Raw genomic sequence first — 14,452 nt, 5'->3', positions numbered from 1 at the left:
CTGCCGGGGTGGGTGTGCGGGCTGGTTCGTGTGGGATACCGCTATCCGTGTTGGGTGGTTGGTCTCACGGGCGCGACTGGTTTCCGTTCGTAGTTTGAGAACTGCACAGTGGACGCGAGCATCTTTATCTTTGTGGCCAAGTTATTAAGGGCGCACGGTGGATGCCTTGGCACCAGGAGCCGATGAAGGACGTGGGAGGCTGCGATATGCCTCGGGGAGCTGTCAACCGAGCTGTGATCCGAGGATTTCCGAATGGGGAAACCCGGCAGGGCTTTAAATCCTGTCACCCGTGCCTGAACACATAGGGCATGTGGAGGGAACGTGGGGAAGTGAAACATCTCATTACCCACAGGAAGAGAAAACAACCGTGATTCCGCGAGTAGTGGTGAGCGAAAGCGGATGAGGCTAAACCAGTTTCGTGTGATAGCCGGCAGGCGTTGCGTGGCTGGGGTTGTGGGACTGTTCGGGCAGGGCTGCCGTCCTGTCGAGGAGTAAGAAAGCGTGTTGTTAGCCGAAGGTCATGCGAATGGACCGCCATAGAGGGTAACAGCCCTGTAGGTGAAAACGGCACGTCTCCTGAACAGTTTCCCAAGTAGCACGGAGCCCGTGAAATTCCGTGTGAATCTGGCGGGACCACCCGCTAAGCCTAAATACTCCCTGGTGACCGATAGCGGACTAGTACCGTGAGGGAAAGGTGAAAAGTACCCCGGGAGGGGAGTGAAATAGTACCTGAAACCGTGTGCCTACAATCCGTGGGGGCTGGGCTTTTCGGAGCCTGGTGACCGCGTGCCTTTTGAAGAATGAGCCTGCGAGTTTGCGGTGTGTGGCGAGGTTAACCCGTGTGGGGTAGCCGTAGCGAAAGCGAGTCCGAATAGGGCGTTGAGTCGCATGTCCAAGACCCGAAGCCGAGTGATCTACCCATGGCCAGGTTGAAGCGCGGGTAAGACCGTGTGGAGGACCGAACCCACCAGGGTTGAAAACCTGGGGGATGAGCTGTGGGTAGGGGTGAAAGGCCAATCAAACTCGGTGATAGCTGGTTCTCCCCGAAATGCATTTAGGTGCAGCGTTGCGTGTTTCTTGCCGGAGGTAGAGCACTGGATGGCCTAGGGGGCCCACAAGCTTACTGAAGTCAGCCAAACTCCGAATGCCGGTAAGTGAAGCGTGGCAGTGAGACTGCGGGGGATAAGCTTCGTAGTCGAGAGGGAAACAGCCCAGATCGCCAGCTAAGGCCCCTAAGCGTGCGCTAAGTGGAAAAGGATGTGGAGTCGCATAGACAACCAGGAGGTTGGCTTAGAAGCAGCCACCCTTGAAAGAGTGCGTAATAGCTCACTGGTCAAGTGATTCCGCGCCGACAATGTAGCGGGGCTCAAGCGCACCGCCGAAGCTGCGGCATACACGTTGTGTATGGGTAGGGGAGCGTCGTGTGGCGAGTGAAGCGGCGGGGTGACCCAGTCGTGGACGCTACACGAGTGAGAATGCAGGCATGAGTAGCGAATGACGGGTGAGAATCCCGTCCGCCGAATGACCAAGGGTTCCTGGGGCAGGCTTTTCCGCCCAGGGTGAGTCGGGACCTAAGGCGAGGCCGACAGGCGTAGTCGATGGACAACGGGTTGATATTCCCGTACCGGCGCTGACGCGCCCATGCTGAACCTGGTTGTGCTAACCGTTCTGGTTCTTGTTCTGCTTTCGGGTGGGGCTTGGGCTGGTCGGGATCCTGGCCAGTAGTAGGCAAGCGATGGGGTGACGCAGGAGGATAGTCCAACCCAGGAGGTGGTTTTCCTGGGGCAAGGGTGTAGGGCGAGACGTAGGCAAATCCGCGTCTTGTGTGCCTGAGACCTGATGCCGAGCCGATTGTGGCGAAGTGGGTGATTCCATGCTGCCGAGAAAAGCCTCTAGCGAGTGTCAGGGCCGCCCGTACCCTAAACCGACACAGGTGGTCAGGTAGAGAATACCGAGGCGTGCGAGTGAACTGTGGTTAAGGAACTCGGCAAAATGCCCCCGTAACTTCGGGAGAAGGGGGGCCACTTCCTGTGTAGGAGCTTTGCCTCCGAAGCGGGGAGGGGCCGCAGAGACCAGGGGAAAGCGACTGTTTACTAAAAACACAGCTCCGTGCGAAGTCGTAAGACGATGTATACGGAGTGACGCCTGCCCGGTGCTGGAACGTTAAGGGGACGGGTTAGCTCTTCGGGGCGAAGCTCAGAACTTAAGCGCCAGTAAACGGCGGTGGTAACTATAACCATCCTAAGGTAGCGAAATTCCTTGTCGGGTAAGTTCCGACCTGCACGAATGGCGTAACGACTTTCCTACTGTCTCAACCACAGACTCGGCGAAATTGCACTACGAGTAAAGATGCTCGTTACGCGCGGCAGGACGGAAAGACCCCGGGACCTTTACTACAGCTTGATATTGGTGTTCGGTTCGGTTTGTGTAGGATAGGTGGGAGACTGTGAAGCTGGGACGCCAGTTCCGGTGGAGTCGTTGTTGAAATACCACTCTGGTCGTACTGGATGTCTAACCTCGGTCCGTGATCCGGATCAGGGACAGTGTCAGGTGGGTAGTTTAACTGGGGCGGTTGCCTCCTAAAGGGTAACGGAGGCGCCCAAAGGTTCCCTCAGCCTGGTTGGCAATCAGGTGTTGAGTGCAAGTGCACAAGGGAGCTTGACTGTGAGACAGACATGTCGAGCAGGTGCGAAAGCAGGGACTAGTGATCCGGCGGTGGCTTGTGGAAGCGCCGTCGCTCAACGGATAAAAGGTACCCCGGGGATAACAGGCTGATCTTGCCCAAGAGTCCATATCGACGGCAAGGTTTGGCACCTCGATGTCGGCTCGTCGCATCCTGGGGCTGGAGTAGGTCCCAAGGGTTGGGCTGTTCGCCCATTAAAGCGGTACGCGAGCTGGGTTTAGAACGTCGTGAGACAGTTCGGTCCCTATCCGCCGCGCGCGCAGGAGACTTGAGAAGGGCTGTCCCTAGTACGAGAGGACCGGGACGGACGAACCTCTGGTGTGCCAGTTGTTCTGCCAAGGGCATGGCTGGTTGGCTACGTTCGGAAGGGATAACCGCTGAAAGCATCTAAGCGGGAAGCTCGCTTCAAGATGAGGTCTCCCACAGGGTAGCCTGGTAAGGCCCCCGACTAGATGATCGGGTTGATAGGCCGGAGGTGGAAGTGCGGTGACGCATGGAGCTGACCGGTACTAATAGGCCGAGGGCTTGACTACATATGATTCTGCTGTTTTGCGTCCACTGTGCGGTTCTCGGGCTGCGACCGGAGGGTCGGGTCTGATGGTGTTTCGGTGGCTTTGGCGAAGGGGAAACGCCCGGTTCCATTCCGAACCCGGTAGCTAAGCCCTTCAGCGCCGATGGTACTGCGTGGGGGACCGCGTGGGAGAGTAGGACGCCGCCGGACTTCTTTCCGATGGGGTTGTTTCTGGTCTTGTGGCCGGGGGCAACCCCATCGGCATTTCTGCGTTCACCACAGCACCCACTCGCTCGGTACACGGCGATCCACCGCAGCTCCTGCCAGCGCCGGCAGTTTCCGCCAATAGGCGCATACGGGACGTGGTGCCACCTGCGATCCGCAAGTGCTGAGGATTTCGGTTGCTACAACAGCCGCAATCGTCAGGTCTTGCTCGGAAGCGGCGGCATCAGCGGCATCATCGGATCTGGTATCGCGCTGGATCTTGCTGCCGGCTCCCTGGCAGCAGTGATCATCAGATCCTCGCCCTACGGCAACGGGATGCCGGCGCGTCGTGCGGTCGACGACGACGGCCGGGTGCCCATCGCCATCGCCTGCGGTATGCGCCGGTCGCGGGCGCTGATCACGGGTTCCGACGGCGCGTGGTCGGTCTGATCCGCGGCTGACTGCCGTTCGTGAGCACAGCTATGGACACAGTTACCTAAAGGCATTAGGCTCATCTGTGGATGATCACTGCGGCGAGGTTCCAGGTCTGTGCCACCTCCGTCCGTCCGGCGAACGAGCGGAACGGGCGGTGAAGGTGCGACGTCCCGGACGGCCTGCCGCGGCCTCGACACGACTCGACCGGCCGGCGCTCGGTGCGGTGGGCCGTGACGTTCGCCGAGCCGAAGGGATGACACAGATGACCACTGGGGACCAGCTTCTGATCGATGGTGAGTGGCGCACGCCGGCCTCGTCCGCCCGCGTTTCGGTGGTGTCGCCGTCCACCGAGGAGGTGATCGGCGAGGTTCCCGACGCGGGCCCGCAGGACGTCGACGCCGCGGTGCTGGCGGCACGGCAGTCGTTCACCCGGGGCAGCTGGCGGGATCGGTCGCCCGAGGAGCGGGCCGACGTCCTCGAAGCGGCCCTCGCCGCGCTGGAACCGCGGCTCGGGGAGATCGGCCGGCTGGTGACCTCGGAGATGGGGCTGCCGACGACGATCGCGGGCATGCAGATCCCGGCCGCTCTCGGCGCCGGGCGGTTCTTCCTCGACGTGGCTAGGAAGAATCCGCTGAGCGAGGTCCGGCAGACGATGTACGGCCCGGCGGCCGTGGTGCGCGAGCCGGTGGGTGTGGTCGCGGCGATCGCGCCATGGAACGGCCCGTTCAACATGGCGATCGGGAAGATCATCCCGGCGCTGGTGGCAGGTTGCAGCGTCGTGTACAAGCCGGCGCCGGAGACCCCGCTGGACGGCTTTCACATCGCTGAGGCACTGACCGGCGCGGGGCTGCCGCCCGGGGTGTTCAACTACATCACCGGTGGTGCCGACACCGGGCGGGCGCTCGTCAGCCACCCGGAGGTCGACAAGGTCAGCTTCACCGGGTCGACGGCGGCCGGCCGGGAGATCGGCCGGGAGGGCGGCGCGAGCTTCAAGCGCCTCCAGCTGGAGCTCGGGGGCAAGTCGGCGGCGATCGTGCTCGACGACGCCGACATCCCGACGACGATGGCGGGGCTCGCGGTCGGCTCGTTCTTCAACACCGGCCAGGTGTGCGCGGCCTTCAGCCGGGTGCTGGTGCCGCGCACCCGGTTCGACGAGGTCGTCGGCGCGCTGGTGGCGACCGCGGAGTCGTTCCTGGTCGGGGACCCGTTCGACGCGTCCACCACGATGGGCCCGCTGGTGTCGCGGCGGCATCAGGAGCGGGTGCTCGGTTACATCGGGATCGGGCGGTCCGAAGGTGCCACCGTGGCGACCGGCGGCGGGGTGCCCGCGGGCCTGGAGAAGGGCTGCTATGTGCAGCCGACCGTGTTCACGGGCGCGACGAACACGATGCGGATCGCCCGTGAGGAGATCTTCGGCCCCGTCGTCACGGTGCTGGCCTACGACACCGTCGACGAGGCGGTCGCGATCGCCAACGACTCCGACTACGGCCTGCACGGCGCGGTGTTCACCGCCGACCCGCAGCGCGCCGCGGACGTCGCCCGCCGGGTGCGGACCGGCACGTTCAGCGTCAACTCCTTCACCTACAACACCGAGGCACCGTTCGGCGGGGTGAAGTGCTCAGGCGTCGGCCGCGACACCGGTGCCGAGGCGGTGACGTCCTACTACGAGCTCAAGACGGTCAACCTCACCCCGGGCATGGAGCCGCTGTTCTCCTGACCGGTCCCGGCACAGAGTCGGGACGGACCGGCGCGGGCGTCGGGACGGAGATCAGGGCGGAGATGACGACGAAGGAGCCAGGTATGGGCGCTGACATCGCCCCAGGCGTCCCGGCGGACCTGCCGCCGGTGGTGGAGCGGCACGGCCAGGTCGTCGCCGCGGGTGACCAGCGGGCGACGCTCGCCGACTTCCGGCCCGACCGGATCGGGCAGCTCGTCGCCTCGGCCGCGCTGCCCGACCGGATGTCGGGTTCGGAGGTGCTGAGCATCGCGCCGGGCGACGACGGCCTGATGACCGCACATATCCGTTACAGCGGTGTCGCCGGCGAGCGGGTCGTGCTGCGGTCGCGCTGGATCCGCCTGCCGCAGGGCTGGCGGGTCTCGGACGTCCGCAACGTGCCGGACACGCCGCCGGTGCTGGCGCCGGTCGAGCTCGACGGGCTGGACGCACCGCACTGGGCGGCGGCGCGTCAGGGCGAACTGCGGATCCAGCGCTGCGGTGGGTGCGGTGAGTGGATCTGGGCGCCGCGACCGATCTGCCCGGCCTGTCACGGGTTCGAGCTGGAGTGGCCGGTCGTGGCGCCGGAAGGCCGGATCTTCTCCTGGACCAGGACCTGGCAGCCGTTCGCCCCCGAGGTGCGCGGCCACCTGCCGTACGTCGTGGTGCTCGTGGAACTGCCGGCCGCGGGCGGGCGCCGGGTGCTCGGCGTGCTGCGCGACGCCGACGGCGCCGACATCCGCATCGGCCTGCCGGTGAAGGGCGACTTCGACCCGCCGGCCACGCCGGTCGGGGTTCCGCTGCTGCGCTGGAGGATCTCGTGACGACGAACGGTTCGCTGTGCGGGGCCGCAGCCGTGGTGGGGATCGGCACCACCGCGTACCGCAAGCGGGGGACGGCGCCCGCCTCGGCGCTGCGGCTGACCTTGGAAGCCGTGCTGGCGGCGTGCGCGGACGGAGGGCTCGACCCCCGGTCCCTCGACGGGTTCGTGTCATACGCGAACGACGCCAACGAGGGCATCGCGGTCGGCTCGGCGCTGGGGGTGCACGAGATCCGCTGGTCGACCATGGTGTGGGGCGGCGGTGGCGGCGGGGTCGCGGCCGCGGTGAACGCCGCCGCCGCGGCGGTGGCCTGCGGCCAGGCCGAGCACGTCGTCGTCTACCGCGGGATCACCGAGGTCGACGACGGGCGCGGCAGCTACGGCCGCGGGCACTTCCCGCCGCTGTTGCACAGCCACGGCCTGCTCACCCCGGCGCAGATCTGCGCGCTGCGGACGCAGCGTCTGCTGGAGGTCGACGGGGTGCCACGCTCGGCCCTGGAAGCCCTGGTGCAGGCCGACTACACGCACGCGCAGAACAACCCGGCGGCGGTCGCCTACGGACGTCCACTCGACCCGGCGGTCTACGCCGACGCGCGGTGGATCTCCGAGCCGCTGCGGCTCTACGACTGCTCCCGGGAGAACGACGCGGCGGCCGCGGTGGTCGTCACGTCGGCGCGGCGGGCCCGTGAGCTCGTCGAGCGGCCGGCGTTCATCCTGTCCGGGGTGCAGGGCGCGACCCGCGGCTGGAGTGAGTCCGCGGAGAACGAGACGAGCTACACCAGCGCCGGGTTCCACCCCGAGCTGGTGCGGCGGCTGTGGGACGGGGCCGGGGTGAAGGCCGGCGAGGTCGACGTCGTCCAGGTGTACGAGAACTTCAGCGGGCCGGCGGTCGCCGCGCTGATCGACCTGGGGCTGTGCCCGCCCGGGCCGGAGGCCGGGCGGTTCATGACCGTCGAGAACCTGACCGCCCCGCACGGGCGGTTGCCGATCAACACCGCCGGCGGCAACATCGCCGAGGGGTTCGTCCACGGGATCGGGCTGGTCCTGGAGGCCGTCCGGCAGATCCGCGGGACGTCGGTCAACCAGGTGCCGGGTGCGGACCTCTCGCTGCTGCTGGGAGGGCCGATGGCACCGCTGGTGAGCGCGACCCTGCTCGGGTCGCAGCGAACGCTCGCCGGCCGGTGATCGTCGCATCGAGACCGTTCTCGGCCGCCGCGCCAGCCGGCGGGGCGGCCGAGAACCGAAGGGGACTGAACACAATGACCACGAATCCGTCCTCCCAGGTGACCGACGCCGGCGGCGAGGAGCCCGCGGCGCTGTTCACACGTCACGACGGCCACGTCGGTGTCGTCACCCTGAACCGCCCGCGGGCGCTCAACGCGGTGAACGCGCGGCTGTCGGTGGACGCGGGGGCCGCGCTCGAGCAGGCGCAGGCCGACCCCGAGGTCCGCGCGATCGTGATCACCGGCGCGGGCCGTGCCTTCTGCGCGGGCGCCGACCTCAGGGAACTGGCCGCCGGCAACCGGGTCGACGACGTCGAGCACCCCGAACGGGGCTTCGCCGGGATCGCCCAGCACTGGGTCGGCAAGCCGACGATCGCCGCCGTCAACGGCTTCGCGCTCGGCGGCGGCACGGAGATCATGCTGGCCTGCGACCTCGCCGTCATCGACGAGACCGCAGCGCTGGGGCTGCCCGAGGTGAAGCGCGGGCTGTTCGCCGCCGCGGGCGGGGTGATCCGGCTGCAGCGCCAGATCCCGATGAGGATCGCGCTGGAGGCGGTGCTGACCGGCGAGCCGATCTCCGCTGCGCGGGCCTACGAGCTGGGTCTGGTCAACCGGGTCGCGCCTGCCGGCACGGCCCTGGAGCTCGCCCTCGAGCTTGCCCGGACGGTGGCGGCGAACGCCCCGCTGGCGGTGCAGGAGAGCAAGCGCGTCATGCACGCCACCGGCTCCGCCGGCTCCGACTGGGAGCGTGAGGTCTGGCGGATCAGCAACCAGGCCGTGAAAGTCGTCTTCGCCAGCGAGGACGGGAAGGAAGGCGCAAGGGCGTTCGCCGAGAAGCGGGAGCCGAAGTGGACGGGACGTTGACGGCGTCGATCTGGCCCGCGTCGATCTGGCCCGCGGCGACCTCGATCGGGGCGACCTCGACCGGAGCGCGGCCGGTCACCGATCAGGTCGCGGATCAGGTCGCCGCGCGGACGCTGCCGCTGTGGGGGGTGCGCGTCCTCGACCTCACCGAGGGAGCGGCGCAGTCGTGTGCGCGCTACCTCGCCGACCTCGGCGCCGAGGTGCTGCGGATCGAGCCGCCCGGTGGCTCGCCGGGCCGTGCGGAGCCGGTCGCGTTCGCGCTGCGCAACGCCGGCAAGCTCGGGCTGGTGCTCGACCTGGATGACGAGACGGGCCGCGAGCGGCTGCACGAGCTCGCCAGCATGGCCGACATCCTGCTCGACTCGTCCGGTGAGGCGACCGCGCGGGCCCGGGGCCTGACACCCGAGGAGTTGTCGACCCGGCATCCGCGGCTGGTCATCGTCTCGATCACCGCCTTCGGCCGCTCCGGGCCCTACCGGGACTTCACCGCGACCGAGCCGGTGCTCGCCGCACTCGGCGGTGTGCTGGCCCGCTCCGGGCTGCCCGGGGCCCGCCCGGTGCTGCCGCCCGCCGGCCTGGTCGACCAGACGGTCGGGGTGCACGCGGCCTGGGCGGCGCTGGTCGCCTACGTCCGGCGGCTGCGGACCGGTGCCGGTGAGCTCGCCGACGTCAGCGCGCACGAGGCGGTCGTGCACGGGTTCGATCCCGGTTTCGGTACCCAGGGGTCGGCCGCCGCCGGCCGGCCGGAGGGCTTCCCCCGGGACCGTCCTGACGCCAGCGCCTTCTACCCCGTGTTCCCCTGCGCCGACGGGCATGTGCGGATCTGCCTGCTCGCCCGGCGGCAGTGGCGGGCGATGTTCGCCTGGCTGGGGGAGCCGGCGGAGTTCGCCGACCCGAGTTACGACACCATCCCCGCCCGGTTCGCCGCCGCCGACCGGCTGCATCCGCTGATCGGGGCGCTGTTCGCCGGCGTGCGGCGCGACGAGCTGGTCGCGGAGGGGACCCGGCGCGGGGTCCCGATCGCCGCGGTGCTCACCCCCGGCGAGGTGCTGGCGGCCGACCACTTCGCCGAGACCGGCACCCTCTTCGACGCCGAGATCGCCGAGGGGCTGCGGGCCAGGGTTCCGTCCGGCTACGTCTCGGTCGACGGCGTCCGCGCCGGGCTGCGTCACCGGGCCCCGAACCTCGGCGAACACACCGAGCTGCTCCTGGGCGGAGCGGCGCCGGGCGGAGCGGCGCTGGACGGCGGGGCGCTGGGCCAAGCAGGGGAGCGGGGGCCGGAGCCCGACCTGGGCATCCCCGGGGATCCGGCGGACGGGCCGCTGGCCGGCCTGCGCGTGCTCGACCTGGGGGTGATCGTGTTCGGCGCGGAGCTCGGCCGGCTGTTCGCCGACCAGGGCGCCGACGTCATCAAGATCGAGAACAACGCCTTCCCGGACGGGCTGCGCCAGACCCGCCGGGGCGGCGGGATGAACGCGTCCTTCGCCTGGGGCCAGCGGAACAAGCGCGGTCTCGGCCTCGACCTGCGCAGCGAGCCGGGCGCCGCCCTGTTCCGGGAGCTGGTGCGGCACGCGGACATCGTCGCGGCGAACTTCAAGCCCGGCACCCTGGAGTCGCTGGGCCTCTCCCACGCCCAGCTCGCCGAGATCAACCCGAGGATCATCGTCTCCGACAGCAGCGCCTTCGGCTCGCGCGGGCCGTGGAGCGGGCGGATGGGCTACGGCCCGCTGGTCCGTTCCTCCTGCGGGGTCTCCGCCCTGTGGCGGGACCCGACGCGCGCCGAGACGGACAGCCAGGCGTACTGCGACGGTTCGACGGTCTACCCCGACCACATCGCCGGGCATGTGACTGCCGTCGCCGCGCTCGCCGCGGTGATCAGGCGGGCCCGTTCGGGCCGGGGCGCGGCGTTGGAGACCGCGCAGGCGGACGTCGCGGTGATGCCCCTGGGCCCGGCCCTCGCCGCCGCGTCACTCGCCCCGGGATCGGCGGCCCCGGGAACGGCGGCCCCGGGAACGGTGGACGGCGGCGCCGGGAACATCTTCGCGGCGGTGCTGCCCTGCGCGGGTGACGACGAGTGGTGCGTGGTCGACGTCCGAGGCGACGAGCACTGGGCCCGGCTGACGACGGTGCTCGGCCGGCCGGAGCTGGCGGTGGGCGAGCTCGCCACCGCCGGAGGGCGATGGACCAGATGGGCCGAGGTCGAGGAGCTGATCTCCCGGTGGACCGCGCAGCGTACGCCCGCGCAGGTCACCGCCACACTGCAGGAAGCCGGTGTCCCGGCGGGCGCGATGGTCCGGCTGCCCGAGGAGCTGACCGATCCGCAGCTGGTCGCACGGCAGTCGTTCCGGACGCTGGAGCACCCGCTGCTGTCCCGGCCGGTGCCGGCGAACGCCCGCATCGCACGGTTCTCCACCATCGCGGACCCGCCGCTGCGTCCGGCGCCGGTGCCGGGCGAGCACACCTGGGAGATCTGCCGGACCCTGCTGGGGCTGACCGAGGACGAGATCGACCGCCTCGCCGAGGCCGGCGTCCTGCAGCCGCCGCCGGAGCCTGCCCTGACCTGACCTGGCGGCGTGTTGCTACCGGACAAGGCGGCGTGTTGCTACCGGACAAGAGTGAAGGATTTCGGTCGTCAGGACGACCAAGATCCTTCACTCTTCGGGTGGTCGACCTCGCCTCGGGACCACGGTTTCAGGCGTGCCGGTGGTCGTGGGCGACCTGGGCCCGGCGTTGCCCGGCGCGGCTGCGACCTGGGGATCGGACGTGTTCGGCCGGGCATGTTGGACAATGGTCAGATGCCCAGGCCGTCCCAACCACTCCTCAGCCGCCGGCTCGTCATCGAGACGGCGCTTCGCCTCATCGACGAGGAGGGCCTGGAGACGTTCAGCCTGCCGCGGCTGGCGACCCGGCTGCAGGTCCGCACTCCGTCTCTCTACCACCACTTCACGGACAAGGCCGAGATCCTGGCCGCGGTCGCGCGGGAGATCGTGCTGGAGGCACGCCCGCCGAGCGAGCACCTGGGGGACGCCTGGATGGAGTGGTTCGTCGGCCTGGGCCTGAGCTTCCGGCGGGCGGTGCTGCGCCACAGCAACGCAGCTCTGGTCCTGCTGCAGTACCTGCCCCGGGACGTCCTGACCGAGGTGTACGAGGAGGCCGCGACGGTGCTCGCGGAGGTCGGGGTGCCGGCCGAGCAGCGCCTGCTGATCATCGACGGTCTGGACAAGATGGTGCTGGGGGCAGTACTCACCGAGGCGATGAAGTCTCCCGCGGACCGGGCGCGGATCTTCTCCGGTGTGGAGCCGGAGAAGCTGCCGGCGCTGGCGACGGCGATGGACGCCAACTCCCGCTCGGCCGCGGAGATCTACGCCGAGTCCCTGCGCTGCCTGCTGCGCGGCGCGGTCAACCCGGCCGACCTGGTGCCCGCACAGCCCTGACATCGCACGGCTCTGACACCGCACAGCCGTGACGCCGCACAGCCGTGACACCGAGGCCCGACGTCAGGTCGGCCAGTCGAGCTGCGAGTCGGGGATGCCGTGGGCGCGGCCGTAGTCCTCGGCCTCGGCGCGCCCCTGAGAGTTGCCCCGTGGGTAGCGAAAAACCCGGATGGGAAACACGATGAAGGTCTCCTGGGCGGTATGCAGGTCCACGTACCAACCGGGTGCATCCAGAGCTTCGCTGAGTTGAGTGGCCAGGGCCTCGGCTTCGGTATCAGCGATGTCGAAGAAGATCAGCGTCCAGACGGATGGCTGATCGGCGGTGGCGTTCCCAGACGCCGATCGTTGGATCTTCCGCACGGAGAAGGGAAGATCGCTCAGCACGGCTCCGGTGCGCAGGCTCTCCGCGATCAGTACGCCAGCGGCCACTGGTAGCTCCCTGGGGTCAGGATGAATGTGGCCCGCATCTTCCTCCGAGGGGCAGATCGCCGACCGGCCAGCCTGAGGATCATCGAGTCCCACCCGCTCCCGATCACGACAGTCAATGATCACATGTGACGGGAGCGGGTCTCGGTGTTGGTCAGATGCCCCAGTCGGCGGGCACTTCGGAGGCGTGGGCGCCGGGTTCGGGGGCTGCGGTGGGCCGGTCCGGCACCGTGCGCGAGAAGCGGGGGGCCGGGGCGGGCTGCGGGGCGCCGTGCAGGTCGAGCAGCGTTCCGCGGGCGGCGAGGTGGGGGTGCTCGATCGCCTCGCCCCAGCTGAGGATCGGGGTGACGCAGGCGTCGGAGCCGTCGAACACCTTCGCCCAGTGGTCGCGGGGGTGGGCTCGGAAGGCGTCCGCGAGTGTCGCACGCAGCGCCGGCCAGCCGGCCTGGTCGTACTGGTCGGGCAGGGCCGCGGCGTCCAGGCCGAGCAGCGCCAGCATCTGGGCGTAGAACTGCGGCTCGATGCAGCCGACGGCCACGTGGGCGCCGTCGGCGCACTCGTAGGTGTCGTAGAACGGCGCGGCGCCGTCGAGCAGGTTCGTGCCCCGGTCGTCGGTCCACCCGCCCAGGCTGCGCATCGACCACATCATCTGCGCCAGGACGCTGGCGCCGTCCACCATCGCGGCGTCGATGACCTGGCCCAGCCCGGAGCGTTCCCGCTCCCAGAGCGCGGCGAGGACACCGGTGACCAGGAACATCGACCCGCCGCCGAAGTCACCGGCGAGGTTCAGCGGTGGCACCGGCCGCTCACCGGCCCGGCCGACGGCGTGCAGGACGCCGGTCAGGCTGATGTAGTTGATGTCGTGGCCGGCCTGCCGGGCCCACGGGCCGTCCTGGCCCCAGCCGGTCATCCGGCCGTAGATCAGCCGCGGGTTCACCGCGTGGCATTCGGCCGGGCCGACCCCGAGCCGTTCGGCGACACCGGGCCGGTAGCCCTCGATGAGGATGTCGGCCTTCGCGACGAGGTGCAGCACCAGCTCACGCCCGGCGTCGGTCTTGAGGTCGGCGATGACGGAGCGCCGCCCACGCAGCAGCGGCTCACGTTCCGTGCTGCCGGGGCGGTCGACCCGGACGACGTCCGCGCCCAGGTCGGCGAGGATCATCGCCGCGTGCGGGCCGGGGCCGATACCCGCCAGCTCGAGGACGCACAGCCCGGTCAGTGGGCCCATCAGGATCTCCTCGCCTTGGAATCTCCCGCGCTCACGCGGGTGAGGACGTCAACGGTCCGTGTACACCGCGGGGCGTTTCTCCAGGAAGGCGGCGACCGCCTCCTGATGGTCCGCGGTCGTCGAGCAGAGGATCTGGTTGCGGTTCTCCAGGTCGAGCGCGGCCCGGAAGCTGGGGATCTCCAGGTTCGACCACAGCACCTCCTTCGTCATCCGCACGGCGAAGGGGCTGTGCGCGGTGATGGCCGACGCCTTGTCGAGCGCGGCGTCGAGCAGGCCGTCGTCGGGGACGACCGCGGAGACCAGGCCGATCCGCTCGGCCTCGGTGGCGTCGAGGGAGCCGCCGGTGAGCAGGAGGTCGGCGGCGCGGGAGAAGCCGACGATCCGCGGCAGCGTCCAGCTCACCCCGATGTCGCAGCCACCGAGCCCGCGCTGGATGTAGGAGGCGTGGAAGGTCGCCGAGGCCGCCGCGACCCTGATGTCGCAGAACAGGCTGATCGACAGGCCGGCGCCGGCGGCTGGGCCGTTGACCGCGGCGATGATCGGGGCCCGCACCCGGCGGAACCCGTCGGCGAGATCGGCGATGCGCCGCTGCAGCCGCATCCCGGCCTGCGTCGTCCCCTCCCCGGCCTCGGGGGCACCGGGGATCTCCCCGTAGCCCTTCAGGTCGAGGCCGGCGCAGAACCCGCGCCCGGCGCCGGTGAGGACGACCGCGCGGACCCGGGAGTCGTCCTGGATCCGGCCCAGCACCTCACGTAGGCCTTCGACGAGCTCGGTGTTCAGCGCGTTGAGCGCGCGGGGCCGGTTCAGCCGCACCAGCAGGACGCCCGGCCGGGCCTCCGTCGTCTCCAGCACCGGCCCCGTCACGGCCTACGCGCCTTGTTCGTCCAGCCCGTGTTCATCCGTCCCGTGT

Annotated in this window: 10 protein-coding genes and 2 rRNA genes; 9 read left to right on the top strand and 3 right to left on the bottom strand. The window is 69.1% G+C overall.

Features of this window, described 5'->3' with window-relative positions:
* The first annotated feature begins 134 nt into the window (after nt 1–134).
* The 9 genes from ACG83_RS31800 to ACG83_RS31760 all read left to right on the top strand — a co-directional run bounded on the left by ACG83_RS31800 (nt 135) and on the right by ACG83_RS31760 (nt 11,888).
* Nucleotides 135–3,216, top strand: a 23S ribosomal RNA gene (locus tag ACG83_RS31800).
* Nucleotides 3,217–3,287: 71 nt separating this feature from the next.
* Nucleotides 3,288–3,404 (top strand): 5S ribosomal RNA (gene rrf, locus ACG83_RS31795).
* Nucleotides 3,405–3,623: 219 nt separating this feature from the next.
* The gene (locus ACG83_RS31790) at nt 3,624–3,848 is read left to right on the top strand and encodes a hypothetical protein (RefSeq protein WP_054569934.1); all 225 of its coding nucleotides are present in this window, start codon (nt 3,624–3,626) and stop codon (nt 3,846–3,848) included.
* A 247-nt stretch (nt 3,849–4,095) separates the two neighbouring features.
* Nucleotides 4,096–5,550: an aldehyde dehydrogenase gene (locus ACG83_RS31785; RefSeq protein ID WP_054569933.1), complete on the top strand. Its 1,455-nt coding sequence runs from the start codon at nt 4,096–4,098 to the stop codon at nt 5,548–5,550.
* Between the two features lie 83 nt (nt 5,551–5,633).
* A complete protein-coding gene (locus ACG83_RS31780; protein WP_054569932.1) occupies nt 5,634–6,371 on the top strand; it encodes a Zn-ribbon domain-containing OB-fold protein in 738 nt (245 codons plus the stop codon).
* Nucleotides 6,368–7,552, top strand: coding sequence for a hypothetical protein (locus ACG83_RS31775; protein ID WP_054569931.1), 1,185 nt, complete (start codon nt 6,368–6,370; stop codon nt 7,550–7,552). Before ACG83_RS31780 ends, ACG83_RS31775 begins: the two co-directional genes overlap by 4 nt.
* 74 nt (nt 7,553–7,626) lie before the next feature.
* Nucleotides 7,627–8,454 (top strand): crotonase/enoyl-CoA hydratase family protein, encoded by an 828-nt coding sequence (locus ACG83_RS31770; protein ID WP_083473747.1) that lies wholly within the window; start codon nt 7,627–7,629, stop codon nt 8,452–8,454.
* On the top strand, nt 8,439–11,018 hold the full coding sequence (locus ACG83_RS31765) for a CaiB/BaiF CoA-transferase family protein (protein WP_200931415.1): 2,580 nt from the start codon (nt 8,439–8,441) through the stop codon (nt 11,016–11,018). The genes ACG83_RS31770 and ACG83_RS31765 overlap by 16 nt, the downstream gene beginning before the upstream one ends.
* A 231-nt stretch (nt 11,019–11,249) precedes the next feature.
* Nucleotides 11,250–11,888: a TetR family transcriptional regulator gene (locus ACG83_RS31760; protein ID WP_054569930.1), complete on the top strand. Its 639-nt coding sequence runs from the start codon at nt 11,250–11,252 to the stop codon at nt 11,886–11,888.
* A gap of 63 nt (nt 11,889–11,951) precedes the next feature.
* Here ACG83_RS31760 and ACG83_RS31755 read toward each other — a convergent pair whose 3' ends face one another.
* The 3 genes from ACG83_RS31755 to ACG83_RS31745 all read right to left on the bottom strand — a co-directional run bounded on the left by ACG83_RS31755 (nt 11,952) and on the right by ACG83_RS31745 (nt 14,406).
* Nucleotides 11,952–12,317, bottom strand: coding sequence for a hypothetical protein (locus tag ACG83_RS31755; protein WP_054569929.1), 366 nt, complete (start codon nt 12,315–12,317; stop codon nt 11,952–11,954).
* 151 nt (nt 12,318–12,468) lie between these two features.
* The gene (locus tag ACG83_RS31750; protein WP_054569928.1) at nt 12,469–13,545 is read right to left on the bottom strand and encodes a CaiB/BaiF CoA-transferase family protein; all 1,077 of its coding nucleotides are present in this window, start codon (nt 13,543–13,545) and stop codon (nt 12,469–12,471) included.
* 45 nt (nt 13,546–13,590) lie between these two features.
* A complete protein-coding gene (locus ACG83_RS31745) occupies nt 13,591–14,406 on the bottom strand; it encodes an enoyl-CoA hydratase/isomerase family protein (protein ID WP_054569927.1) in 816 nt (271 codons plus the stop codon).
* Nucleotides 14,407–14,452: the final 46 nt, after the last annotated feature.

The organism is Frankia sp. R43, from assembly GCF_001306465.1.
In the GTDB taxonomy this organism is placed as follows: Bacteria; Actinomycetota; Actinomycetes; order Frankiales; family Frankiaceae; genus Parafrankia; species Parafrankia irregularis.
The sequence above is the reverse complement of the archived record's forward strand: the minus strand, read 5'-3'. Positions and strand labels throughout refer to the sequence as shown.